Raw genomic sequence first — 23,646 nt, 5'->3', positions numbered from 1 at the left:
CTCTTCCGGAGGTGCTCCGTGCCGCCGATACGCACGTCCCGCCCCGCTCTGGCCGCCGTCGCCCTGGCCGTCTCCCTCACCGCGTGTACGGCCCAGGCCGCGAGCGGCCCCGGCTCCTCGGCCGCTCCCACGGGGGGTGCCACCGCGGACGGGCCGCCCGCGCAGGTGACCGTCGTGGACCGGGTGGCCGGGAAGCCGGTGACGGTGACGGCGGCCGGCGGGACGCTCGCGTCGGTGACGGTCACGGACGCGGAGGGCGGGCGGCTGGACGGGAAGTCCGCGGCGGGCGGGGCCCGCTGGACCTCGGACCGCAAGGCGGTGCCGGGGGCCTCGTACACGGTCGAGGCCGTCTCCCGTACCGCCTCCGGGAAGGAGACGACGACCCGGTCCACCTTCACCACGGCGGAGGCGGCGGAGGTCAACAAGCTGACGCTGGCGCCCGGGAAGAACACGACCGTCGGCATCGGGCAGCCGCTGTCGATCGTCTTCGACCGGCCGGTGGAGCGGAAGGCCGACGTGGAGCGGCAGTTGAGGGTCACGACCTCGAACGGCACCGAGGGGTCGTGGGGCTGGGTGACCGACTACTCGGGGCGTGACCGGGTGGACTGGCGGCCCCGGACGTACTGGAAGCCGGGCACGCGGGTCACGCTGGAGGCGGACCTGAACGGGACGGACTCGGGCGACGGCTGGTTCGTCCGCGACTACCGGACCGGCTTCACGATCGGCGCCTCGCAGGTGGTGAAGGTGGACCTCGACGCGAAGCGGCTGTCCCTGGTGAAGGACGGGCGGACGGTGCGGACCATCCCGGTCTCCGGCGGGACGCCGGGCGGCGACAAGCGGTCGTGGCGGGGGACGGCCGTGCTGATGGCGAAGGAGGGCACGATCCGGATGAACTCCGAGACGGTCGGGCTCGGGGACGCCTACGACAAGATGGTCGACCACTCGATGCGGCTGACGTGGTCGGGGATGTACGCGCACGCGGCGCCGTGGAACGCGGCGCACTTCGGGAAGGCGAACCGGAGTTCCGGTTGCATCGGGATGAGCACCGCCGACGCGGAGTCGTTCTACGCGGCCGTGCGCGTGGGCGACCCGTTCGAGATCACGGGCGGCGACACGAAGGGCGTCGTCGCCGAGGGCAACGGGTACGGGGCGTGGAACCTCTCCTGGGCCCAGTGGAAGGCGAAGAGCGCGCTGGGCTGAAGGCCCTCAGCCGCGGAACTCCCACACCAGGAGCTCCGCCGCCTCCGCCGCCTCCACGGCCGGGGCGGCCTCCCCGGCCTCGATCCGCGCCGCGTCGCCCTCCGTCAGGGTCTCGCCCGCCAGGCGGACCGCGCCCCGGACCACGTGGACGTAGAGGGAGTACGCCGCCGGGAGCCCGGTCCCCTCGCCCCGCGCGAGCCGGTGGACGTGGAGGACCGCTCCGGCCGCCGGGAGGTCGTGGCGCCCGGGGAGTGAGCGGATCAGCTCGTACGCCGGTTCCCCGCCGGTCTCGCGCGGGGCCAGCCACATCTGCACGAAGGTCAGGGGGGTGTCGCCGGCGTTGCGCTCGACGTGGCGGACGCCGGCCGCGGCGCTGAGGTGCTGGAGGTCGCCGGGGCGGACGACCGTCTCGTGGCCCGCCGAGTCGCGGTGGGTCAGCTCGCCCTCCACCACCCAGGTCACGATCTCCGTGTGGGAGTGGGGGTGCTCGTCGAAACCCGCGCCCGGGGCGAGGCGCTCCTCGTTGACGGCGAGGAGGGGGCCGAAGCGGAGGTTGTCGGGGTCGTAGTACGGCCCGAAGGACAGGGCGTGCCGGGTCTCGATGCCGGCCCCGGGGTCGCCGCCCGGGTACCGCTCGCCCGCGCGCTGGATGCGGATCACCCCCGTACGGTAGCCGGACCGGCGGGGACGAAACCGCCCCGACCCCGCACGTCGGTGCCCGGATGAGGCAGTCTTGTCCCCGTGTCTGAACCCACGAACGCCGCTCATCCGCACGCCGCGACCCTGAAGCGCCTCGAACAGTCCTCCGGACGGCTGGCCGCCAACGCCATTGCCCGCATGGACGAGACGCTGCCGTGGTACCGCGCGATGCCGCCCGAGAACCGCTCGTGGATCGGTCTGGTCGCGCAGGCCGGCATCGCCGCCTTCACCGAGTGGTTCCGGCACCCGGAGACCCCCCAGGCGATCTCGACGGACGTCTTCGGCACGGCGCCGCGCGAGCTGACCCGGGCGATCACGCTGCGGCAGACCGTGGAGATGGTCCGGACGACGATCGAGGTCATGGAGGTGGCGATCGAGGACGTCGCCGCGCCCGGCGACGAGTCGGTGCTGCGCGAGGCGCTGCTCGTGTACGCCCGGGAGATCGCCTTCGCGACCGCCCAGGTGTACGCGCAGGCGGCGGAGGCGCGGGGCGCCTGGGACGCCCGCCTGGAGTCGCTGGTGGTGAACGCGGTGCTGTCCGGCGAGGCCGACGAGGGCGCCGTCTCCCGCGCCGCCGCGCTCGGCTGGAACTCGCCCGACCACGTCTGCGTCGTCCTCGGCACCGCGCCCGACGGGGACAGCGAGCTGACCGTGGAGGCGATCCGGCGGGCCGCCCGGCACGCCAAGCTCCAGGTGCTCACGGGGGTGCTCGGCGACCGCCTGGTGGTGATCGCGGGCGGCTCCGACAATCCGCTCGGCGTGGCGAAGGCCCTGATCGGACCGTACGCGCCGGGGGCGGTCGTGGCCGGTCCCGTGGTGCCCGACCTGCTGGCGGCGACGCGGTCCGCGCAGGCCGCCGCGGCCGGCCTGAAGGCGTGCACGGCGTGGCAGGACGCGCCCCGGCCGGTGCTCGCGGACGATCTGCTGCCGGAGCGCGCGATCGCCTCCGACCCTTCGGCCCGCGAGCAGCTGGTGGAGGAGATCTACAGACCGCTGGAGGAGGCCGGCTCGGCACTGCTGGAGACTCTGAGTGTCTATCTGGAGCAGGCCAGCAGCCTCGAAGGCGCGGCGAGGATGCTCTTCGTCCACCCGAACACCGTGCGCTACCGGCTCCGACGTGTGACCGACGTCACCGGCTGGTCACCCTCCGACGTCCGTTCCGCGTTCACCCTGCGGATCGCCCTGATCCTCGGGCGCTTGGCCGACGCGGACGGGCAGTCCTAGACTTTTGTCGAACACCAACAATTACCCCGACGGTTCTTCGTCCTAGTCCCCACGGGCGCCGGACGCCGTCCCCAAGAGAGAGTGTGAGGGTGCTCGTACTCGTCGCTCCCGGCCAAGGCGCCCAGACGCCCGGCTTCCTGACCCCCTGGCTCGAACTCCCCGGCGCCGCCGACCGCCTCGCGGCCTGGTCGGACGCCATCGGGCTCGACCTCGTCCACTACGGCACGAAGGCGGACGCGGACGAGATCCGTGACACCGCCGTGGCCCAGCCGCTGCTCGTCGCGGCCGGCCTCCTCTCCGCCGCCGCCCTCGGCGACGTCGTTCCCGGCGCGGTCGCCGGCCACAGCGTCGGCGAGTTCACCGCCGCCGCGTTCGCGGGCGTCCTCGACGACACCGCCGCGCTGCGTCTCGTACGCACCCGTGGTCTGGCGATGGCCGAGGCCGCCGCCATCGCCCCGACCGGCATGTCGGCGCTGCTCGGCGGCGACCCCGAGGTGACCGTCCCGCACCTGGAGAAGCTGGGCCTGACCCCGGCGAACGTGAACGGCGCGGGCCAGATCGTGGCCGCCGGCACCCTGGAGCAGCTGGCCGCCCTGGAGGCGGACAAGCCCGAGGGCGTGCGCCGGGTCGTCGCGCTCAAGGTCGCCGGCGCCTTCCACACCCACCACATGGCCCCCGCGGTCGCCACGCTTGAGCAGGCGGCCCAGGAGCTGACCCCGGCCGACCCGACGCTGCCGTACGTCTCCAACAAGGACGGGCGGACCGTCGCCACCGGTGCCGAGGTCCTCTCGCGCCTGGTCGGCCAGGTCGCCAACCCGGTCCGCTGGGACCTGTGCATGGAGACCTTCCAGGCCCTCGGCGCGACCGCGCTGATCGAGGTCTGCCCCGGCGGCACCCTCACCGGCATCGCCAAGCGCGCGCTGCCCGGCGTGGCCACCGTGGCCCTCAAGACGCCCGACGACCTGGCTGCGGCCCGTACGCTCGTCGCCGAGCACACGGCCGTCTGACGAGGAGTGTCGAGAAGCATGTCGAAGATCAAGCCCAGCAAGGGCGCCCCGTACGCGCGGATCATGGGCGTCGGCGGCTACCGCCCCGCCCGGGTCGTGCCCAACGAGGTGATCCTCGAGAAGATCGACTCGTCCGACGAGTGGATCCGCTCGCGCTCGGGTATCTCCACCCGCCACTGGGCCTCCCCGGAGGAGACCGTCACCGCCATGTCGGTGGAGGCGTCCGGGAAGGCGATCGCCGAGGCGGGGATCACCCCGGAGCAGATCGGCGCCGTCGTCGTCTCCACGGTCTCGCACTTCAAGCAGACCCCGGCCGTCGCCACCGAGATCGCCGACAAGATCGGCGCCGGGAAGCCGGCCGCGTTCGACATCTCCGCCGGCTGCGCGGGCTTCGGCTACGGCCTGACGCTCGCCAAGGGCATGATCGTCGAGGGCTCGGCGGAGTACGTCCTGGTCATCGGCGTGGAGCGGCTCAGCGACCTGACCGATCTGGAGGACCGCGCGACGGCCTTCCTCTTCGGCGACGGCGCGGGCGCGGTCGTGGTCGGCCCCTCCGACGTGCCGCACATCGGCCCCACGGTGTGGGGTTCCGAGGGCGACAAGTCGGAGACGATCAAGCAGACCGTGCCGTGGAACGAGTTTCACGTGGGCGACGTCTCGCAGCTGCCTCTCAACGAGGCGGGCGAGATCAAGTTCCCGGCCATCACGCAGGAGGGCCAGGCGGTGTTCCGCTGGGCCGTCTTCGAGATGGCCAAGGTGGCCCAGCAGGCGCTCGACGCCGCCGGCATCACGGCGGACGACCTGGACGTCTTCATCCCGCACCAGGCCAACATGCGGATCATCGACTCGATGGTGAAGACCCTGAAGCTGCCGGAGCACGTCACGGTCGCCCGTGACGTCGAGACCACCGGCAACACCTCGGCCGCCTCGATCCCGCTCGCGATGGAGCGGCTCCTGGCGACCGGACAGGCGAAGAGCGGCGACACCGCGCTCGTCATCGGCTTCGGGGCGGGTCTCGTGTTCGCCGCGACGGTCGTTACTCTCCCCTAGGCGGCCGGGATCTCCCGGAAGCCCACCCATCGAAGCAACCACAGAAGGAGCGCCACCATGGCCTTCACCCAGGAGCAGCTCGTCGAAGGTCTCGCCGAGATCGTGAACGAGATCGCCGGCATCCCGGTCGAGGACGTCCAGCTGGACAAGTCCTTCACCGACGACCTGGACGTCGACTCCCTGTCCATGGTCGAGGTCGTCGTCGCCGCCGAGGAGCGCTTCGACGTCAAGATCCCCGACGAGGACGTCAAGAACCTCAAGACCGTGGGCGACGCCGTCGACTACATCCTGAAGAACCAGGACGGCGGCATCTCCAAGGGCTGAACCAGCCCTTGATCCGGCCAGCCACCCGGCGGTGGCGCCGTCTTTCGACCATCACACACATGGAGAACGAATTCCTGTGAGCTCGACCAATCGCACCGTGGTCGTCACCGGTATCGGCGCAACCACACCGCTGGGTGGCGACTCCGCGTCGACCTGGGAAGGTCTTCTTGCGGGACGCTCCGGCGTCAAGCCCCTGGAGGGCGAGCGTTTCGCCGAACTGCCCGTCCAGATCGCCGCGGCCGCCGCGGTGGACCCGGGCGAGGTCCTGCCCCGTCCGCTGGCCCGCAAGCTGGACCGCTCGGCGCAGTTCGCGCTGATCGCGGCCCGTGAGGCGTGGGCCGACGCGGGCTTCACCGCCGCCGCGGGCGAGGACCCGGCCGTCGTGCCCGAGCGGCTCGGCGCCGTGATCGCCTCCGGCATCGGTGGCGTCACGACCCTGCTCGACCAGTACGACGTGCTGAAGGAGAAGGGCGTCCGCCGCGTCTCCCCGCACACCGTGCCGATGCTGATGCCGAACGGCCCCTCCGCGAACGTGGGCCTGGAGGTGAACGCCCGCGCGGGCGTCCACACCCCGGTCTCCGCCTGCGCGTCCGGCGCCGAGGCGATCGGCTACGCCATCGAGATGATCCGCAACGGCCGTGCCGATGTGGTCGTCGCGGGCGGCACCGAGGCGGCGATCCACCCGCTGCCCATCGCCGCCTTCGCCAACATGATGGCGATGTCGAAGAACAACGAGGATCCGACGAAGGCTTCGCGCCCCTACGACACCGGGCGCGACGGCTTCGTGCTCGGCGAGGGCGCGGGCGTCGTGATCCTGGAGTCCGAGGAGCACGCCAGGGCCCGCGGCGCGAAGATCTACTGCGAGGCGATCGGCCAGGGCCTCTCGGCCGACAGCCACCACATCGCGCAGCCCGAGCCGTCCGGCCGGGGCATCGCCTCCGCGCTCCAGCACCTGCTGGACACCACCGACCTGAAGCCGGCCGAGGTCGTGCACCTCAACGCGCACGCCACGTCGACGCCGCAGGGCGACGTCGCCGAGATCAAGGCGCTGCGGAAGGTCTTCGGCGACGACCTCGACCACGTGGCGGTCTCCGCGACCAAGTCGATGACCGGTCACCTCCTCGGCGGCGCCGGCGGCATCGAGACCGTCGCGACGGTCCTGGCGCTCCACCACCGCCTGGCCCCGCCGACGATCAACGTCGACGACCTGGACCCGGAGGTCGAGGCCGACATCGTCCGCGACACCCCCCGCGAACTCCCCCAGGGCACCATCGCCGCCGTCAACAACTCGTTCGGCTTCGGCGGCCACAACGTAGTCCTGGCCTTCCGCACGGTCTCACCCAGCGCACACTGACCCGCGCGCGCTGACCCGCCCGCGCTGACCCGCGCGCTCGGCTCACGAGGCCCGCTCCCTGTTGTCGGGGGCGGGCCTTTGTGCGTTTCAGTGGAGAGGGAAGAGGGCTGGTTGGGGGGGTGTGGCCAGGCGGTTGGTGATGATGTGGCCCTGGGGGGTGGGGAGGAGGAGGGGGCGGATCGAGACGGTTGCCGCCTCGTCCTTGGTGGACGTCGTGGCGCTTGGCGATCCGGTGGTGGGGTCCAGGAGGACGACCTCCGCGCCTTCTCTCGGGAGGAGGACGCCTATGCGGCCGTCGGGTTCCAGGGCCAGGGCGGCGGGGCGGGTGCCCTTGGGGGTGTACTGCCAGGTCGTGCGGCCGTCCTTGAGGGAGAAGGCGACCACCTTGTCCCCTGCGGCGGCGACCAGGCGGTCGCCGGTCACCACCGGGGTGCCCCACTCCCCCGTGATGGACACCTGCTCGGGGACCGCCAGCGAGCCGGTGGGGCCGGAGTGCGGCACCGTCGCCGTGGGGGCGCCGCGCTCGTCGAAGGCGAGGAGCGCGCGGGTGCCGCGCGGGTCGTCCTCGTGGACGGAGACGACCGCCGGCGTCACCGAGATCACCGCCGCCGCGGCCTCCGACTCGACGGGCAGCGCCCTGGTCCACTGTTCCCTGCCGGTACGGGGCTCCAGCGCGACCAGCCGCGCGCCGCTGCCGCACTGCTCCACCAGGAGCGCCCGGGAGGTGTCCGCGTCGAGCGCCAGGACCGCGCAGTCCCGGCCCAGGGCGCGCTGCCAGCGCTGTTCCCCGGTCTCGGCGGAGCGGCCCCGTACCACCCGGTCCTCCGCCGCGACCGCCGTCGGCCCGCCGACCGCGAGGCCGTACGGGGCAAGGCCCGCGCCCCCGACCGGCTGCCGCCACAGCACCTGCCCGGTCGAGGTGTGGACGGCCGCCAGGGTCTTGCAGGGCTTCTCGTGCCGCCCGAACGCGACGAGCCCGATGTTCGCCCCGACGTGCCGGCTCATCGCGCACACGGACTCGCGCGCGGGCGCCGGGACGTTCCAGCGGACCGCTCCGTCGCGGACGGCGTACGCCGAGACCCCGTCGAGCCGGACCTGCGCGACCGCGTCGCCGAGCGCCCAGGCACCGGGCCCGGTGTCGTACGGGCCCCCGACGGGCGGCACCGTCCACGCGACGGCCCCGTCGCGGTGAGACGGCGACGGTGAGGGGGAAGCTGCTTGCGTCGGAGGTGGGGCCGCCGCCGTCTTCGTCTCCGTCCGCAGCGCCTCGTAGCCCGCGATGCCGAACGGGCCTCCCGCTACGAGTCCCAGCACGACGCAGCAGAAGGCGGCCACGTCGAGCCAGTTGTCCGGCGCCGGCTCCGACGGAGCGTCAGGCTTCTCCTCCTGCTTCCCCTCTGCCTTCTCCTCCTGCGGCCTCTCCTCCGCCTCCTCGTCCGGCAGCATGCTGCCGAAGAGGGCGAACAGGAGCGCCGCCAGGAACATCAGCCCCAGCGACCACACCAGCATCGCCCCCGGCGCGTCGCCGTACAGCAGCTGGTAGACGAAGCCCGCCAGCAGCACCAGGGCCGCGCCCAGCGCGGTCGCCGCCAGCAGGGCGGCTACCGCGCCGACCGTTCCGCGCAGACCCGTCATGTACGTCCCCCCGCCCCGCGCGCGTGCCGCGCGCCTCGGGGCGGGAAGCTACCGGGCCCGGGTGAACGGCCTCAGACGACCTGGTGAAGCCAGCGGACCGGGGCGCCCTCTCCGGCGTAGCGGAAGGGCTCCAGCTCGTCGTCCCAGGGCTTGCCGAGGAGCTTGGCGACCTCGACCGCCAGGACCGTCTCGCCCTGCGCCGCGCGGGCGAGCGCGGCGCGGAGCCGGTCCTCGGGGACCAGGATGTCGCCGTGCATGCCGGTGACGGCGTGGAAGATGCCCAGGTCGGGGGTGGCGCTGTAGCGCTCGCCCTCGGCCGTGGGACAGGGCTCGGCGGTCACCTCGAAGCGGAGCATCTGCCAGCCGCGCAGGGCGGAGGCGAGTTTGGAGGCGGTGCCGGTCTCACCCTGCCAGGAGAACTCGGCTCTCCAGGTGCCGGGCGCCGCGGGCTGCCGGATCCAGTCGAGCTGGACCCGCGCACCAAGGACACCCCCCACCGCCCATTCGACGTGCGGGCAGAGCGCGCGCGGTGCGGAGTGTACGTACAGGACTCCACGTGTCGTCACCGGGACCTCCAGTGTGGGACGAGGTTCGCCTTCCCAGCGGCTTCAGTAAACAGCATCAGGAGAAGAACTCCGCAAACCTTCTGAAAAGGGACAGCATGTGACGTGATGTAATTTACCGGAGCCGGTCGGCGCTGGCGCGCCGCTGGTTCGACGGGGGAAAAGCTACCGTGCCGCACCGTCATCAGGGTGACGTACGGTCGGCCCTGGGGCGGGTGGACACGAAGCTTTCACTCGCCAGGAGGCCCGCAGCGCGAAGGAGGGGGCCGTGCCGTACGGCCGACGCCGTTTCCGTACCGCCGTCATGGGCGCCGTGCTCGCGGCGGCCACGCTCGCGGGCTGCGCGAGCGGCACGAGCAACGCGAGCCGCTCGGGCGACCCGTCGTCCACACCGGCCGCCGCCCCCGCCGCGACGACGACCTCGGCCCCACCTCCCACACCGGCCTCGCCGTGGGACGTCTCCCCCGCCTCCGTCGCCGCCGTCGGCGACTCCATCACCCGCGCGTTCGACGCCTGCGCGCTCCTCGCTGACTGCCCTGAGGCGTCCTGGGCGACCGGTACGGACCCGGCGGTGAACAGCCTGGCGCTGCGACTCCTCGGCCCCGGCCGGGTGGCGGGGAACAGCTGGAACCTGGCCCGCAGCGGGGCGCGGGTGGCGGCGCTGCCGGAGCAGATGGCGCGGGCGGCGGAGAAGCGTCCGGGGCTGGTCACGGTGATGATCGGCGCCAACGACGCCTGCCGGCCGACGCCCGCGGGGATGACGCCGGTCGCGGAGTTCCGCCGGTCGTTCGAGGAGTCGCTGGAGCGGCTGCGGGAGGACGCCCCGAAGGCGCGGGTGTACGTGGCGAGCGTGCCGGACCTGCGGCAGCTGTGGGACACCGGCCGGGCGAGCCCCGCGGTGCGGCGGGTCTGGGAGCTGGGTGTCTGCGGCGCGATGCTGGCCGACCCGGAGGACCTGGGCGCGGCGGCGGAGCGGCGGCGGACGGCGGTGCGCGACCGGGTGGTGGCGTACAACCGGGCGCTCGCCGAGGTCTGCGCCGCGGACGCGCTCTGCCGGTACGACGGCGGCGCGGTGTTCGGCGTCCGCTTCGACGAGTCGCTGCTGAGCACCTGGGACTGGTTCCACCCGAGCCGCGCCGGACAGGCGCGGCTGGCGGAGCTGGCGTACCGGAGGATCACGGAGAAGTAGCCCCGGGGCGGGCGTCAGGTCCGCCCCGGGGCCGGTCGCGGGGTGCCTCTACAGCTCCACCTCGGTGGTGAGGCGGGCGTCGGTCAGCGAGCGGGCGGCGTGGAGCTCGTAACGGCCGGGGACGAGCGTCCAGGCGTTCTTCTCCTCGTCCCAGATCTCGAAGGCGCGGCGCGGGAGTTCGACGACCGTCTCGACGGTCTCGCCGGGCGCGGCCTCGACGCCGGCGAAGGCGGCGAGCCAGCGGGCCGGGCGCTCCACCGTGTCCCCGACCGGCGCGAGGTAGAGCTGGACGGTCTCGCGGCCGGGGCGGTCGCCGGTGTTGGTGAGGCGGACGGTGACGGTCTCGGGGGTCGCGGTGAGGGAGTCGTACGACCAGGTGGTATAGCCGAGGCCGTGGCCGAAGGGGTACGCGGGGGCGGCGCCGGCCTTGTCCCAGGCGCGGTAGCCGATGAACAGGCCCTCGGCGTAGTCGAGCGCGCCTTCGGTGGGGGTGACCTCGGTGACGGGGACGTCGGCGAGGGTGACCGGCCAGGTGGTGGGGAGGCGGCCGCCGGGCTCCTCGGCGCCGGTGAGGACGTCGGCGAGGGCTGCGCCGCCCTCCTGGCCGGGGAACCAGCCGAGCAGGATCGCGGCCACGTCCTCGCGCCAGGGCAGTTCGACCGGGGAGCCGGCGTTGACGACGACGACCGTGTTCGGGTTGACGGCGGCGACGGCGCGGACGAGGTCGTCCTGGCGGCCGGGGAGGGCGAGGTCCTTGCGGTCGAAGCCCTCGGACTCGACGCGTTCGGTGGTGGCGACGACCACGACGGCGGTGTCGGCGGCGCGGGCGGCCTCGACGGCTTCGGCGATCAGTTCGTCGGGGTCCCGGCGGGGACCGAGGTGGACGAAGGAGAACATGACCGCGGGGAGCGGGGCGGCGAACTCCTTGGCGAGGGTGTGCCGGAGGGAGACCTCGACGGTCTCGCCGGCCGTGAGCTCGATGGTGCCGCGCTCGACCGGGGAGCCGAAGAAGGCTTCGAAGGGGTCGGTGTCGGGGCCCATCTCCTGGACGCCATCGAAGAGTTCGCGTCCGGCGACGGTGAGGGTGAAGGCGCCGAGGCCGCGGGTGCCGAAGGCGTGGGCGCCGGTCTCGCGCGGGGTGAAGCTGCCGATGACCTCGATGGAGGCGAGGGTGTCGTGGGTGACGCCGGCCGGGAGGTCGTCGCCGATCCACTGGACCTGGCCGTTGGGCAGGGTGCCTTCGCCGAGGAGGGTGCCGTCGGCGTCGCGGCAGATCGCGCGGAGGGTGAAGCCCTGGTCGGCGGGGGCGAGCTCGTCGCTGGGGTCGGCGCCGATCACGTAGGTGAGCGATGCCCCGCCGGGAAGCGCCGCAAGGGCGGCGGTGAGGCCGGCGAGCGGGGAGACGACGTGCTCGGGGAAGACCTGGGCGGAGCCGCCGCCGAGGACGCGGGCGTCGCGGGCGGCGGCGCCGGAGAGGGCGACGGTGCCGGGCTTGAGCGGGAGGGCGCCGCGCTCGTTCCGTACGAGGACGAAGCCGCGGCGGGCGACCTCGCGGGCCAGGGCGTCGCCGTCGATGGCGGCGGGGTGCTCGGTGACGGCGGCGGGGGCGCCTTCGAGGGCGCCGACGCGGGCGGCGAGCCGGAGCACGTTCCGTACGGCCGCGTCGACGGCGGACTCCTCGACCTCGCCGGCCCGGACGGCGGCGGCGAGGGGCTCGCCGTAGACGGTGTCGGGGCCGGGCATGGCCACGTCGAGACCGCCCTCGATGTCGCCGGCGGTGGAGCGGGCGGCCACCCAGTCGGAGACGTTGCAGCCGTCGAAGCCCCACTCGCCGCGCAGCACCTCGTTGACGAGGTACCGGTGCTCGGTCATGGTCACGCCGTTGACCCGGTTGTAGGCGGTCATGATGCCCCAGGGGTGGGCGTTGGCGACGATCGCCTCGAAGGGGGCGAGGTAGAGCTCGCGGAGCGGGCGGGGGGCGATCCTGTTGTCGACGGTGAAGCGGTCGGTCTCGGCGTCGTTGGCGACGAAGTGCTTGACGGTGGTGCCGACGCCGCCGTCCTGGACGCCCTGGACGTAGCCGGTGCCGATGGCGCCGGTGAGGTACGGGTCCTCGCTGTACGCCTCGAAGTGGCGGCCGCCGAGGGGGGTGCGGTGCAGGTTGACCGTGGGGGCGAGCAGGACGTGGACGCCCTTGCGGCGGGCCTCCTGGGCGAGGAGGCGGCCGGCGCGGCGGGCGAGGGCCGGGTCCCAGGTGGCGGCGAGCGCGGTCGGGGACGGCAGGGCGACGGACGGGTCGTCGGCGGTCCAGCGGACGCCGCGGACGCCGACGGGGCCGTCGGACATCACGATCGAGGCGAGGCCGATCTCCGGCAGGGCGGGCAGGGACCACATGTCCTGGCCGCCGAGCAGCCGGGCCTTGGCGTCCAGGTCGAGCCGGGCGAGCGCGGCCTCGACGGCCGCCTCGCGCACGGCGTCCCCGTTCACGTCCGTCCCGTTCACGTCCGTCTCGTTCGAGTCGGTCTCGTTCACGTCCGTCTCGTTCACGTCCGTACCTCCGCGTTGAAGTGCTGATGCGGACATCATGGACCCGCCTACCTGTAGATCGGTAGGCAATGTAATCTTTTCGTTATCTCATGTCATGGCGTACGGTCCTGTCGACAGGACCCGCGGAAAGGGGGCCGGACGATGGCACGGACCAGGAGCGAGGAGCGCCGCTCGGAGATCCTGCGCGCCGCCCTGGAGGTGATCGCCGAGCGCGGCTACCGGGGCGCCACCCTCGGCTCCGTCGCCGAGCGCGTCGGCCTCACCCAGCAGGGCCTGCTGCACTACTTCCCCACCAAGGAGGCGCTGCTCGTCGCCGTCCTGGAAGAGCGCGACCGGTGGGACACCAGCGGCGGCCGGGACCGCGAGGGCTGGCGGCTCGACCTGCTCGAATCGCTGGTCGAGTACAACGCGATGCGGCCCGGGATCGTGCAGACCTTCTCCGCGCTGCTCGGCGAGAGCGTCACCGACGGGCACCCCGCGCGGGCCTTCTTCACCGAGCGGTACGCGCAGGTGCGGGCCAACATGGCGGACGTGCTGCGCCTGGAGTTCGGCGAGCGGCTGCCGGGCGGCCTCACGCCGGAGCGGGCCGCCCCCCTGCTCACCGCCGTCATGGACGGCCTCCAGTACCAGTGGCTCCTGGACCCGTCCGCGGTCGACATGCCGGGCGCCTTCCGGGACTTCCTGCGGCTGCTCGCGGGCTCGGCCGAGAAGTAGGGGCGGCCCCGGGCGGGTACGGGGCGGCGGGCTGGGAGCATGGGGGCATGATGATCGCCGCCGCTCAGTTCGCCCCGGTCGCCGGGGACGTCGAGGCCAATGTCCGTACGATCGCCGGTCTCGTCCGGGAGGCCGGGGCCGCGGGGGCCCGGGTGGTCGTCTTCGCGGAGCTGTCGCTCACCGGGTACGACACCGCCCTGATCCGGGAGAACCCCGCGCTGGTGCTCGCCGAGGACGACCCCCGCCTTGAGCCGGTCCGCGCGGCCTGCCGGGAGGCGGGGGCGGCGGCCGTCGTCAACGGGCCCGTACAGGGGGAGGGTTCGCTGCCCGGGCTCACGACGCTGGTGATCGGGCCGGACGGTGCGACGCTCGTCCGGTACGACAAGCGGCACCTCTACCACGGGCACGAGCAGGACACCTTCACGGCGGGCACGGCCGACGGGCGGTTCGAGCTCGACGGGGTCCGGTTCGCGCTCGCCACCTGCTACGACAACCGGTTCCCCGAGCTGGCCGAGCGAGCCGCCGACGACGGCTGCGCGGTGTACCTGGCGAGTTCGATGCTCGACGCCGCGAACGACTCCTTCGAGACCGTCTACCCGGTCCGCGCCCGGGACTTCGGCCTGTACGTGGCCCTCGGCAACTCCCTCGGGCCGAGCGAGGTCGGCGAGGGCGGCGGCATGGCCGGGATCTGGGGTCCGGACGGCGGACGGCTCGCCGACGCGGGGCCGGAGAAGCCGGGGTTCGTCCTCGCCGCCGTGGGCTGAGCCGGGAGGGGTGGTCCGGAACGGGTGGAGGGCCGGGCCGCCGTGGGACTCCGGCGGCCCGGCCCGGGAGGGCGTACGACGGAACCCCCGGTCCGCCGCACGGTCTCCCGCCCCCGGTGCGGGGCGTCAGGGCCCCGCACCGGGGCGTTCTCGTCGCCCCTTGCGGGGCGGGCCCGTTACGGGGCGCTCAGGCCCAGCGTGTAGGCGCCGGAGCCGCTGTAGGCGTGGACGACGTAGCGGTAGTAGCCCGCGGTGCCGTAGTAGCTGGTGTCCTCGTCGGCGCCGGCGGTGCCGCCGACGGCCACGTCCGCCCAGCCCGCTCCGTTCCACTTCTGGAGGTAGAGGTCGAAGTCGGTGCCGGCCGGGCCGCGCAGGCAGCCGACGTGGGTGCCGGCGCTCGCCGAGTAGTAGTACGAGCCGTCCGGCTGGGCGGCGGCCTGACCGGAGGTCAGCGTGCCCTGGTAGGTGTTCTCGGCGTTGGCGCAGCCGGTGGGCGGGGTGCCGGAGCCGACCGTCAGCTGGTAGGTGACGGTGTGCGTGGCGGAGCCCGTACCGGTGACGGTGATCGGGTAGGTGCCGTTCGGGGTGCCCGCGGCGACCTTGACGGTCATCGTGGAGGAGTTGCCGGAGGTCACCGACGCGGGGTTGAAGGAGACGTTGACGCCGCTGGGGGCGCCGCTCGCGGAGAGCTGGACGGTCTGCGCGGTGCCGCCGGTGGTGCTGGTGTTGACGGTGGCGGTCACGGAGGTGTCCGGCTGGGCCGAGCCCGAGGACGGGTTCAGGGAGAGCGAGAAGCCCGGGGTGGAGGTGCCGCCGCAGTCGGTCTCGCCGGACTGGGCGGGGACGCCGACCGCGTTCCAGGCCGCCTTCACCGCGTTGCACTCGGTGGCGCCGTAGGTGTTCTTCGCGGTGGTGAGGGTCGCGCGGCGGGCCGCGGGGTGGTTCCAGGAGGAGGTCTTCAGGAGCAGGGCGCCCATGAAGATCTTGCCGGCCTTCTGGATGCCGATGCCGGTGACGGAGGACGGGCCGCCCGAACATATGGGGCTGGAGGGCTTGCCGCCGCCCGGGTTGGAGCCCTCGGCGAGCAGGTAGAACCAGTGGTTCTGCGGGCCGGCCGCCGCGTGCACCTCGGTGCCCGAGGACAACTGCGGGTAGCAGTTGGGGTCGTTGTTGATGAGCGACGGGTTGTACATGTTGCGGATGGGCTGGTTGTTGCCGGTGAAGTTCAGTTCCTCGCCGACCGTGTAGTCCGGGGTGTCGTTCGGGTTGTTCGCGTAGTGCTCGGTGAGCGCGCCGAAGATGTCGCCGGTGGACTCGTTCATGCCGCCGTTCTCGTTGGACGAGCCGGCCGAGCCCGGGGTCCGGTCGAAGATCTCGTGGCCGTACTCGTGGGCCACGACGTCGATGCCGGTGAGCTGGTTGGTGCCGTTCTGGTTGCGCCCGTACGTGGTCTTCGTACCGTCGTAGTAGGCGTTGACCTGGGTGAGTCCGGCGCGGGCCGGGACCATGCCGCCCTGGCCGTTGATGCCGTTGTAGCCGAACCACTCCTTGAGCATGTCCGACTCGCGCTGGGCCGCGTACATGATGTCGACGCAGGCGGTGACGAGGTCGTTGGCGCCGCCGTTGCCCCACGGGGAGGAGCCCGTGTACGCGCTGCCGTTCTGGCCGCCGCACTTGAAGCCGCCGCGGCTGGTGTCGGTCATCGAGCCCGCGGCGGTGTCGATGGTGACGTTGCCGTTGTGGTAGCCGCGCCCGTCGGCGTGCCGGACCTTGTCGGTGGCCTGGGTGACCCTGCCGGTACGGGCGTCGACGTAGGTGTCGAGCGAGCTGGGGACGTCCTTCGCGGTGCGGCCGACGACCAGGGTGTGCCAGGCGAGGACGGGCTTGCCGGCCTTGAGGAGCACGGTCAGTTCGGGGGCGCTCGCGCTCTCCACGGCCGCGAGCTGGCCGCGGGCGGTGGCGAGGGCGGCGGCGGAGGTCACCCGGGCGGTGGTGGTGCCCAGTTTCAGGGCGGGGGCGGCGGCGCCGGTGACGTCGCGGACCTTGCCGGAGGAGTCCGTCAGGACGACGGCGTCGCCGCCGCCGTGGACCGGGATGCCCTTGTACGTCCGCTCGTAGGCGGTGTAGTAGAGGCCGTTCGACCACGGGGTGACGGACGTGCGGACGAGTTCCTCGTCGGCGCCGTGCCGCAGTTCGTCGAGGCCGCTGGCGGCGGCGGTGTCCGCGGCGGCCAGGGCCAGGGACTTGCCGTGGCCCGGGGGAACCGGCTGCGCCTGGGGAGCGGCGGCAGCGGTTCCGGCGAGGGCGGTGGCCAGGCTCGCCGAGAGAGCCAGGGCGGCCACGGCCGCCGTGAGTCTGGTGGGGTGCAACGTCGTGCTCCGTTCAGGGTGGGGGAGACGGATCGTCGCGCCGAGTATGGGCGTGGACATGGCACGTTCGGGACATCTCATCCGGCATAAGACGCGGGTTATGGTGCGCCCGTGCGGCGCTGCGTACGCTGCTGAAATGCAGCTGGAGTTGAGGCATCTGGAAGCCGTCTGCCGGATAGCGGAGGCGGGCAGTCTGGGCCGCGCGGCACTCCGGCTGGGCATCTCGCAGCCGGCGCTCTCGGCGCAGCTGCGGCGGATCGAGAGGGTCGCGGGCGGGGAGCTGTTCCTGCGCGGCCGGCGCGGTGTGGAGCCCACTCCGCTGGGCGAGTTCGTGCTCTCCAAGGCCCGTCTCGTGCTCGGCGAGATGGACGCGCTCGCCGCCGGGGCGCGGGCCGTCGACCCCGACACCCCGCTGCGGCTCGGCTGCATCCTGCTGGTGCTCGTGGACCGGCTGCTCCTGGGGCTCGAACAGGTCGTGGCGGGCCGGGAGATCGCGGTGACGGTCGAGCAGTCGGCGACGACGCTGACCCGGCAGCTCGGCGCGGGACGCTACGACGCGGTGCTGTACGGCGAGGTCAACGACCACGAGGTGCCGCTGCCGCAGGGGACGACGGCCCGGACGCTGATCGCGAAGGAGCCGTTCTGCGTGCGGCTCTCGGCGGAGCACCGGCTGGCGGGGAAGGACCGGATCGACCTGGCCGACCTGGCGGGCGAGTCCTGGATGACGCTGGTGGAGGACGACGACGGCGGCCCCGAGGCGCTGGTCGCGGCCTGCGAGCGGGCCGGCTTCACGCCGTCCCTGCGGCACCGGGTCGCCGACCGGAAGATCCACTACGACCTGATCGCCACGGGCCGGGCGATCTCGCTGAGCCAGCCGACCGCGCCGCCCACCGAGGGGACCGTGCTGCGCCCCCTGGTGGGCGATCCGGTGACGGGCCGGATCCGGCTCGCCTGGAACAGGTCGGCCGTCTCGGCCCGGGACGCTGAGCTGCTGTACCGGGCGGCGGCGGAGGCGTACCTCGCGAACGTGGGCACCAACGCCTTCCACCGGGAGTGGTGGGACGCCCGGCCGGAGCTCCATCCGGTCCTGGCGGACTGAGCCGGCGCCGCCGGGGCGCCGCTCTCCTCAGTGGCGGGTGTGGTGCGCCTGCTGGTCGGCGCCGGGCAGGGGGAGGTGGCCGGAGTCCCCGTCGCTCCGGTCGCCGTCGCGCTCGCGGCCGGCCGTCTCGCCGCGCAGGTCGCGGACCATGAGGGTGGCGCCGGCGACGGCGCCGGGCATCAGGAAGACCGCCACGAAGGGGACGAGGAAGACGAGGGTGAGCGGGACGCCGAAGCCGAGCGCGGCGCCGCGCCGGCCGCGCAGCAGCGCCAGGCGCTCCTTGAGCTCCACGCCCCGGCGCTGGAGGGCGACGCCGGTCAGCTCCACGGCGAGGAAGAAGCCGGAGACGCAGAAGCCGAGGGCGGGGACGACGGTCTGGCCGACGACGGGGATGAAGCCGCAGGCGAAGAGCAGCACGCCGTAGAAGGCCACCCGGAGCACGATCCGCAGGCTGTCGCGGGCCGAGATCCACAGCTCCCGCCAGAGCGGCAGGCCGGACTCGGGGACCTCGCCGCCCTGGTCGCGGTCGACGTCCTCGGAGAGGGACTCGTAGAAGGGCTCGCCGACGAGGAGGGTGACGGCGGTGAAGGTGATGACGGCGAGGAAGAGGCCGAAGACGAAGACGAGCGCCGTCAGGCCGTTGCGGAGGAGACCGAGCCACGGGGAGGACCAGTCGTCGGCGAAGGGCGTCGCCCAGGCCACCAGGTCGTCCGCCCAGAAGCCGAGGCCGATCAGGGCGCCCGCGTAGAGGACGAGGGTCACCAGACCGGGCAGCAGCCCGAAGCCGAACTGCCGGCCGTGCCGTGCGACCCACTTCTGGCCCTGGACCAGATAACCGAAACCCACCCCGAAATCGCGCATGCGCGCAGCCTAGCGGGGTGGAGACGCCCGCTTGAACGTACGTGCGGGCCGCACCCCGGTCGGTCGGGGTGCGGCCCGCACGGGTCCGCTGTGCGGCGGTGCCGCCGGTGGCTCAGACCGCGAGCTCGACCGTGATGTTGCCGCGGGTCGCCTTGGAGTACGGGCAGACCTGGTGGGCCTTCTCGATCAGGCTCTTCGCGGTCTCCGCGTCCACGTTCGGGATGGAGGCCGAGATCTTGACGATGATGCCGAAGCCGTCGTCGTTCTTGCCGATGCCGACCTCGGCGGTGACCGTCGAGCCGGAGATGTCCGCGTTCTCGTTCCGCGCGACGACGCCGAGGGCGCCCTGGAAGCAGGCGCTGTAGCCGGCCGCGAAGAGCTGCTCGGGGTTGGTGCCCTCGCCGGAGCCGCCCATGGCCTTGGGCGGGTTGACGACGAGGTCGAGCTTGCCGTCGTCGGTGGCGACACGGCCGTCACGGCCGTTCTCCGCGGTGGCGACGGCGGTGTAGAGAACGTCGGAGTGCTGGATGGACATGCTGGATCTGCTTTCTTCTCCCCGCCTCGACTCGCGCCCACGATCGCGACGGCTGAGGGAAGACTACCGGTCCAGCGAGACGATCATCTTTCCGGTGTTGTCACCGCGGAGCAGACCGAGGAAGGCGTCCACCCCGTTCTCGATCCCCTCGACGGTGGTCTCGCGGTACTTCAGCTCGCCGGAGCGCAGCCGGGCCCCGACCTCCTCGACGAACTTCTGCTGGAGGCCGTAGTGGTCGCCGACCAGGACGCCCTGGAGGCGGAGCCGCTTGCCGATGATCATCGCCATGTTCCGCGGGCCGGGGACCGGCTCCGTGTCGTTGTACTGCGCGATCATGCCGCAGATGGCGGCGCGGCCGTGCACGTTGAGCGAGGAGATCGCGGCCTCCAGGTGCTCACCGCCCACGTTGTCGAAGTAGACGTCGATGCCGTCCGGGGCGGCCTCGCGCAGCAGGTCCTTCACGGCGCCCGACTTGTAGTTGAACGCGGCGTCGAAGCCGAGCTCCTCGACCAGCCACTTCACCTTCTCGTCGGAGCCGGCCGAGCCGATGACCCGGGAGGCGCCGGCGAGCTTGGCGAGCTGGCCGACCTGGCTGCCGACCGCGCCGGCCGCGCCGGAGACGAAGACCGCGTCGCCCTCCTTGAAGGAGGCGGTCTCGAAGAGGCCCGCGTAGGCCGTCAGGCCGGTCATGCCGAGCACGCCGAGGTACGCGGAGAGCGGGGCGAGCTCCGGGTCGACCTTGGTCGCGTGCTGGACCGGGACACTGGCGTACTCACGCCAGCCGAGGCCGTGCAGGACGTGGTCGCCCTCGGCGAAGCCCTCCGCGCTCGACGCCACGACGACGCCGACCGCGCCGCCGTCCATCGGGTGGTCCAGCTGGAAGGGCGGGACGTAGGACTTGACGTCGTTCATCCGGCCGCGCATGTAGGGGTCGACCGAGAAGTGGAGGTTCTTCACCAGGATCCGGCCCTCCGCGGGCGCCTCGACCGGGGTCTCGCGCAGCGCGAAGTCGGTGGGGGCGGGCCAGCCGTGCGGGCGGGCGACGAGGTGCCATGCGCGGCTGGTGGGGGGCAGAGCGGTCATGGGGGGAACCTCCGGGCTGCGGCGAAAAGCTTCACTTGATGAAACAACCATGCGCCTGAATATTTCATGTTGTCAAGTATCGGAGTACGATGGGGCCCATGCCCACCTCACACGGCGACCCCGTGACCCTCGAAGTCGTCGAGCTGATCGGCGCGGTCGTGGCCCGCTACCACCAGGAGTACGAGGACGCCGCCGCCGCCCACTCCCTCACCGGCGCGCAGGCCCGCGTCCTCGGGCTGCTCACCCTGGAGCCCACGCCGATGCGGAAGATCGCCGAGAAGCTCAAGTGCGAGCCCTCCAACGTCACGGGGATCATCGACCGCCTGGAGTCCCGGGGCCTGGTCGAGCGGCGCCCCGACCCGGCCGACCGCCGGGTGAAGCTGGCCGCGCCCACCGACGAGGGCCGGGACACCGCCCGCCGCCTGCGCGACTCGCTCCGCTTCGCGCGCGAGCCGCTCGGCGAACTCACCGTCGTCGAGCGCACGCTGCTGCGGGACCTGCTGCGCCGGATGCTGGGCGAGGACGTGACGGTCTGACGCGCCCGCCCCTGACCTGCCCTTGAGCCTGGCCTGAAGGGTCCGGCCTACACGCACCACCACAGGAAGCGGGTGCAGGTCTCCGAGGGTTCCGGTGTCGGCGTCGCCGTGGTCGACCGGGGGCTCGCCGTGGCGGACGGGCTCGCGGTGCCCGTGGCCGGGGCGGTGGGCGAGCCGGTGGCACTCGGCGTGGAGCCGGGTCCCTCGTCCTGCGGGCCCGCGGTGACCTCCGGCACGGACGGGGCCGGGGAGGAGGGGGTGGCGGAGGAGGGCCGCCCGGTGGGCGTGCCGCCCTGACCGGAGCCCTCGCCGGAGCCCGTACCGGTCCCCGTACCCGAACCGCTCCCCGTACCCGCGCCTGGGCCCGTCCCCGTACCGGATCCACCGCCCGGCCCCTGGCCGGAGCCCTGGCCGGATCCCGACGCGGGCGAGGCGGTCGAGCCGCCGCCCGACTCCGCGCTGACCCAGCGCGGGCGGCCGGTCGACGTGGCGGGAGCCGCCGAAGCCCCGTCCGCGCGGTTGCCCACCTTCGTGGTCCCGGTGGGCTCGCCGCCCGGGCTCCGGGTCGGCAGCGCGGGCGGCAGCGGGGTCTCGGTGACGTCGAGCTCCTCCACCGCGTTCGCGGGGCCCTTCTCCTCCGGCTCCTCGAACACCGCCTTCGCCAGGCCCAGCGACCCGGCCGCCAGGACCAGCCCCAGCGCGCTCACCGCGACCGTCCGGCCCCGCCCGGAGCGGCCACGCCCCGAGCGCCCCCGCTTCCGACGGCGCTCGGCGGCACGTCCCGCCGCCCGCCCCGCCGGCCTCGGCGGCACCACGAGGTCCAGCTCGTAGACGTGCTCGGGAGCGAGGGGCTCGCGGGGGGAGACTTCCTCGGCTGTGTACGGCTCCGAGGCGTACGGCTCCGAGAGATGCGGTTCCGGCGCGTACCCGTACGGCTCGGCCGCGTACGGCATGCCCGTCGGGTACGGCTCCGGTGCCTCGGCGCCCTCGTGAGGCGCGGGGTGAGACAGGGCGTGGGGGGTGTCGTACCGCAGCCGCTCGACGGGAGTCCCGCACCCGGCACAGGCGAGGGCCCCGTTGAGATGCCGCCGGCACGCGTGGCAGTAGTCCATGGGGCTCGCAGGCTAGGACGCCCGGCTCGACCCGGGGTAGGCGAGGACGTGAGGATCCTGTGAGGAAACCGCAGGTGAACGCCGTGGCGTGACGATTCTCCCGGTTCGCCTCCCCCTGCACCCCCACCACCGGACCGCGCCATTCCACCACCCCCTCCCCCACCCTGGCCCCCGTCCCGCGCCCGCACCGGCCGCCCCGGACCGGCCCCGGGCGGCGCAGCCCAACGCGCGCGGTGGGCCCGGCGGTCGCACGATGCCAACAGGAACCCGAACCGCGACACCTCGCCCGTGTCAGCACCGCACTCCGGAGGATCCGCCGTGACCGTCAGCCTCGATCAGCTGCGCCGTTGCCATGTCGCCGTCGACCTGGGTGCCGCCCGCACCCGGGTCTTCGTCAAGGGAGCCGGGCTCGTCGTCGACGAGCCGAGCGTCGCCGCCGTCAACACCCGCACCGGAGCGCTGATCGCGGTCGGCGCGCTCGCCGAGAAGATGACCGGCCGCACCCCCGACTACATCCGGGTCGTGCGCCCGGTCTCCGGCGGCACGGTCGTCGACATCGAGATGGCCCAGCGGATGCTCCGCCACCTCCTCGGCGAGAAGCTGCGCCGCCAGCTCCGCCGCAAGCCCCGGCTGCGCGCCGCCGCCTGCACCCCGCACGACAGCGACCCGCTCGCGCAGCGCGCGGCCGTGGAGACGCTGGTCGGGCTCGGGGCGCGCCGGGTCGAGCTGGTGGACACGCTGATCGCGGCGGCCGTGGGCTGCGGGCTGCCGGTGGAGCAGCCCACCGCGACCATGATCATGGTGTGCGGGGCGGCGACGACCCAGGTCGCGGTGCTGTCGCTGGGCGCGATCGTGACGGCCGAGCGGATGCCGGTCGGCGGCGACGCCATCGACCACGCGATCATCCAGCACCTGCGCCACCACCACGAGCTGATGCTGCCGAGCCAGTCGGTGCGCCCGCTCCAGCTCGCGCTGAGCGGCAACGGCCTCACCCCGCACGGCCCGGCCTCCACCGAGATCCACGGCCGGGACGTGGCCACCGGCCTGGCCCGCTCGGTCACCGTCGACACGGCGGCCGTGCGCGAGGCGATCCACACCCCGCTGACGGCGGTGCTCGACGGCATCGGGAAGGTGCTGCGGGACTGCCCGCCGGACCTCGTGGCCGATCTCGCCGACCGCGGGATCATGATGGTCGGCGGCAGCGCCCTGCTCCCGGGCCTCGACCAGATGCTGCGGGACGCCACCGGGATGCCGGTGCACATCGCCGAACGCCCCGACGTCTGCGCCGTGCTGGGCCTCGGCGCGATGCTGGAGGGCAAGGTCCAGCCGATGACCCTCGACCCGCTGGGCGACCACCGGGGCCTCGCGGACGACCGGGACCGGGACCGCGATCGGGACCGGGACCGGGAGTACGCGGACGACCTGACGGAGTGACCAATCCGGACATCACCCGATTCGTACGCCGATGAGACCATGGTGATCATGGACGAGGACCGGGCCGAGGACGCGGAGCAGGGGCAGGAGCCGGGGCGGGAGCAGGACCAGGAGCGGGCCCGCCTGCCCATGCTGCTCGAAGCCGTCCTCGCCGTCGGTACGGACCTCGAACTCCGCGCCACGCTCCAGCACCTCGTCGACTCGGCGACCGAACTCGTCGGGGCCCGCTGCGCGCGCGGGGCCGTCCGGAGCAGCTCCTCGAGCACGACCGCGATGCCGTCGTGCTCGTTCGACGCGGTGATCTCGTGCGCCACGGCCTTCAGGTCGTCGTGCGCGTTGGCCATGGC

General features: G+C 73.3%; 22 protein-coding genes. 13 read left to right on the top strand and 9 right to left on the bottom strand.

Annotated features, from left to right (window positions below; all coding sequences use genetic code 11):
- The first annotated feature begins 18 nt into the window (after window positions 1–18).
- Window positions 19–1,200, top strand: a complete 1,182-nt coding sequence (locus ACFXMG_RS07500) for an Ig-like domain-containing protein (RefSeq protein ID WP_383828053.1) — start codon at window positions 19–21, stop codon at window positions 1,198–1,200.
- Between the two features lie 6 nt (window positions 1,201–1,206).
- Here ACFXMG_RS07500 and ACFXMG_RS07495 read toward each other — a convergent pair whose 3' ends face one another.
- Complete coding sequence (locus tag ACFXMG_RS07495) at window positions 1,207–1,860, bottom strand: pirin family protein (protein ID WP_383828055.1); 654 nt, start codon at window positions 1,858–1,860, stop codon at window positions 1,207–1,209.
- Window positions 1,861–1,941: 81 nt separating this feature from the next.
- Between ACFXMG_RS07495 and ACFXMG_RS07490 the strand changes: the two genes are divergently transcribed.
- The 5 genes from ACFXMG_RS07490 (at window position 1,942) to fabF (ending at window position 6,858) form a co-directional block, all read left to right on the top strand.
- A complete protein-coding gene (locus ACFXMG_RS07490) occupies window positions 1,942–3,123 on the top strand; it encodes a PucR family transcriptional regulator (RefSeq protein WP_383828057.1) in 1,182 nt (393 codons plus the stop codon).
- Window positions 3,124–3,212: 89 nt separating this feature from the next.
- Entirely contained in the window at window positions 3,213–4,130 is a 918-nt protein-coding gene (locus ACFXMG_RS07485) for an ACP S-malonyltransferase (RefSeq protein WP_383828059.1), read from the top strand.
- Between the two features lie 18 nt (window positions 4,131–4,148).
- Window positions 4,149–5,180: a ketoacyl-ACP synthase III gene (locus ACFXMG_RS07480; RefSeq protein ID WP_383828061.1), complete on the top strand. Its 1,032-nt coding sequence runs from the start codon at window positions 4,149–4,151 to the stop codon at window positions 5,178–5,180.
- Between the two features lie 57 nt (window positions 5,181–5,237).
- Entirely contained in the window at window positions 5,238–5,504 is a 267-nt protein-coding gene (locus ACFXMG_RS07475; RefSeq protein WP_383828063.1) for an acyl carrier protein, read from the top strand.
- Between the two features lie 76 nt (window positions 5,505–5,580).
- A complete protein-coding gene (gene fabF / locus ACFXMG_RS07470) occupies window positions 5,581–6,858 on the top strand; it encodes a beta-ketoacyl-ACP synthase II (RefSeq protein WP_383828065.1) in 1,278 nt (425 codons plus the stop codon).
- A gap of 87 nt (window positions 6,859–6,945) precedes the next feature.
- Here the strand turns inward: fabF and ACFXMG_RS07465 are convergent, their stop codons facing one another.
- Window positions 6,946–8,493 carry a PQQ-binding-like beta-propeller repeat protein gene (locus tag ACFXMG_RS07465; protein ID WP_383828067.1) on the bottom strand — a complete coding sequence of 516 codons (1,548 nt, stop codon included), beginning with the start codon at window positions 8,491–8,493 and terminating at the stop codon, window positions 6,946–6,948.
- Window positions 8,494–8,564: 71 nt separating this feature from the next.
- Window positions 8,565–9,059, bottom strand: a complete 495-nt coding sequence (locus ACFXMG_RS07460; protein WP_383828069.1) for a DUF3145 domain-containing protein — start codon at window positions 9,057–9,059, stop codon at window positions 8,565–8,567.
- A gap of 301 nt (window positions 9,060–9,360) precedes the next feature.
- Between ACFXMG_RS07460 and ACFXMG_RS07455 the strand changes: the two genes are divergently transcribed.
- Entirely contained in the window at window positions 9,361–10,245 is an 885-nt protein-coding gene (locus tag ACFXMG_RS07455; RefSeq protein WP_383828081.1) for an SGNH/GDSL hydrolase family protein, read from the top strand.
- Window positions 10,246–10,293: 48 nt separating this feature from the next.
- On the opposite strand, the gene ACFXMG_RS07450 is transcribed toward ACFXMG_RS07455, so the two are convergent.
- A complete protein-coding gene (locus ACFXMG_RS07450; RefSeq protein ID WP_383828071.1) occupies window positions 10,294–12,792 on the bottom strand; it encodes a beta-glucosidase in 2,499 nt (832 codons plus the stop codon).
- Window positions 12,793–12,933: 141 nt separating this feature from the next.
- Here ACFXMG_RS07450 and ACFXMG_RS07445 point away from each other — a divergent pair, with 141 nt between their 5' ends.
- The gene (locus tag ACFXMG_RS07445) at window positions 12,934–13,506 is read left to right on the top strand and encodes a TetR/AcrR family transcriptional regulator (RefSeq protein WP_383828073.1); all 573 of its coding nucleotides are present in this window, start codon (window positions 12,934–12,936) and stop codon (window positions 13,504–13,506) included.
- 47 nt (window positions 13,507–13,553) lie between these two features.
- The gene (locus ACFXMG_RS07440; protein ID WP_383828075.1) at window positions 13,554–14,270 is read left to right on the top strand and encodes a carbon-nitrogen hydrolase family protein; all 717 of its coding nucleotides are present in this window, start codon (window positions 13,554–13,556) and stop codon (window positions 14,268–14,270) included.
- A gap of 176 nt (window positions 14,271–14,446) precedes the next feature.
- On the opposite strand, the gene ACFXMG_RS07435 is transcribed toward ACFXMG_RS07440, so the two are convergent.
- Window positions 14,447–16,639, bottom strand: a complete 2,193-nt coding sequence (locus ACFXMG_RS07435; RefSeq protein WP_383829009.1) for a M4 family metallopeptidase — start codon at window positions 16,637–16,639, stop codon at window positions 14,447–14,449.
- A 136-nt stretch (window positions 16,640–16,775) separates the two neighbouring features.
- Here ACFXMG_RS07435 and ACFXMG_RS07430 point away from each other — a divergent pair, with 136 nt between their 5' ends.
- Entirely contained in the window at window positions 16,776–17,738 is a 963-nt protein-coding gene (locus ACFXMG_RS07430; RefSeq protein ID WP_383829007.1) for a LysR family transcriptional regulator, read from the top strand.
- 27 nt (window positions 17,739–17,765) lie between these two features.
- On the opposite strand, the gene ACFXMG_RS07425 is transcribed toward ACFXMG_RS07430, so the two are convergent.
- The 3 genes from ACFXMG_RS07425 to ACFXMG_RS07415 form a co-directional block, all read right to left on the bottom strand.
- Window positions 17,766–18,599 carry an EI24 domain-containing protein gene (locus ACFXMG_RS07425; protein WP_383829005.1) on the bottom strand — a complete coding sequence of 278 codons (834 nt, stop codon included), beginning with the start codon at window positions 18,597–18,599 and terminating at the stop codon, window positions 17,766–17,768.
- 112 nt (window positions 18,600–18,711) lie between these two features.
- On the bottom strand, window positions 18,712–19,134 hold the full coding sequence (locus tag ACFXMG_RS07420) for an organic hydroperoxide resistance protein (protein ID WP_383829003.1): 423 nt from the start codon (window positions 19,132–19,134) through the stop codon (window positions 18,712–18,714).
- Window positions 19,135–19,197: 63 nt separating this feature from the next.
- Window positions 19,198–20,217 (bottom strand): NADP-dependent oxidoreductase, encoded by a 1,020-nt coding sequence (locus ACFXMG_RS07415; RefSeq protein WP_383829001.1) that lies wholly within the window; start codon window positions 20,215–20,217, stop codon window positions 19,198–19,200.
- 98 nt (window positions 20,218–20,315) lie between these two features.
- Between ACFXMG_RS07415 and ACFXMG_RS07410 the strand changes: the two genes are divergently transcribed.
- Window positions 20,316–20,753, top strand: a complete 438-nt coding sequence (locus tag ACFXMG_RS07410; RefSeq protein WP_383828999.1) for a MarR family winged helix-turn-helix transcriptional regulator — start codon at window positions 20,316–20,318, stop codon at window positions 20,751–20,753.
- Between the two features lie 47 nt (window positions 20,754–20,800).
- Here the strand turns inward: ACFXMG_RS07410 and ACFXMG_RS07405 are convergent, their stop codons facing one another.
- On the bottom strand, window positions 20,801–21,865 hold the full coding sequence (locus tag ACFXMG_RS07405) for a hypothetical protein (RefSeq protein WP_383828997.1): 1,065 nt from the start codon (window positions 21,863–21,865) through the stop codon (window positions 20,801–20,803).
- 318 nt (window positions 21,866–22,183) lie between these two features.
- Between ACFXMG_RS07405 and ACFXMG_RS07400 the strand changes: the two genes are divergently transcribed.
- Both ACFXMG_RS07400 and ACFXMG_RS07395 read left to right on the top strand, forming a co-directional pair.
- Complete coding sequence (locus ACFXMG_RS07400) at window positions 22,184–23,299, top strand: rod shape-determining protein (RefSeq protein ID WP_383828995.1); 1,116 nt, start codon at window positions 22,184–22,186, stop codon at window positions 23,297–23,299.
- A 129-nt stretch (window positions 23,300–23,428) separates the two neighbouring features.
- Window positions 23,429–23,646: hypothetical protein (locus ACFXMG_RS07395; protein WP_384900669.1), on the top strand; the 218-nt coding region annotated here is incomplete at its 3' end.

This window comes from Streptomyces sp. NPDC059201 (assembly GCF_042754585.1).
In the GTDB taxonomy this organism is placed as follows: domain Bacteria; phylum Actinomycetota; class Actinomycetes; order Streptomycetales; family Streptomycetaceae; genus Streptomyces.
This window is presented reverse-complemented; position numbering and strand designations above follow the sequence as displayed.

Excerpts from the sequence above, each read along its gene's own strand:
- ACFXMG_RS07465 (WP_383828067.1), bottom strand. The coding sequence starts at position 8,493 with ATGACGGGTCTGCGCGGAACGGTCGGCGCGGTAGCCGCCCTGCTGGCG.
- ACFXMG_RS07440 (WP_383828075.1), top strand. The coding sequence starts at position 13,554 with ATGATGATCGCCGCCGCTCAGTTCGCCCCGGTCGCCGGGGACGTCGAG.
- ACFXMG_RS07420 (WP_383829003.1), bottom strand. The coding sequence starts at position 19,134 with ATGTCCATCCAGCACTCCGACGTTCTCTACACCGCCGTCGCCACCGCG.
- ACFXMG_RS07430 (WP_383829007.1), top strand. The coding sequence starts at position 16,776 with ATGCAGCTGGAGTTGAGGCATCTGGAAGCCGTCTGCCGGATAGCGGAG.
- ACFXMG_RS07405 (WP_383828997.1), bottom strand. The coding sequence starts at position 21,865 with ATGGACTACTGCCACGCGTGCCGGCGGCATCTCAACGGGGCCCTCGCC.
- ACFXMG_RS07445 (WP_383828073.1), top strand. The coding sequence starts at position 12,934 with ATGGCACGGACCAGGAGCGAGGAGCGCCGCTCGGAGATCCTGCGCGCC.
- ACFXMG_RS07410 (WP_383828999.1), top strand. The coding sequence starts at position 20,316 with ATGCCCACCTCACACGGCGACCCCGTGACCCTCGAAGTCGTCGAGCTG.
- ACFXMG_RS07455 (WP_383828081.1), top strand. The coding sequence starts at position 9,361 with ATGGGCGCCGTGCTCGCGGCGGCCACGCTCGCGGGCTGCGCGAGCGGC.
- ACFXMG_RS07415 (WP_383829001.1), bottom strand. The coding sequence starts at position 20,217 with ATGACCGCTCTGCCCCCCACCAGCCGCGCATGGCACCTCGTCGCCCGC.
- ACFXMG_RS07475 (WP_383828063.1), top strand. The coding sequence starts at position 5,238 with ATGGCCTTCACCCAGGAGCAGCTCGTCGAAGGTCTCGCCGAGATCGTG.
- ACFXMG_RS07425 (WP_383829005.1), bottom strand. The coding sequence starts at position 18,599 with ATGCGCGATTTCGGGGTGGGTTTCGGTTATCTGGTCCAGGGCCAGAAG.
- ACFXMG_RS07480 (WP_383828061.1), top strand. The coding sequence starts at position 4,149 with ATGTCGAAGATCAAGCCCAGCAAGGGCGCCCCGTACGCGCGGATCATG.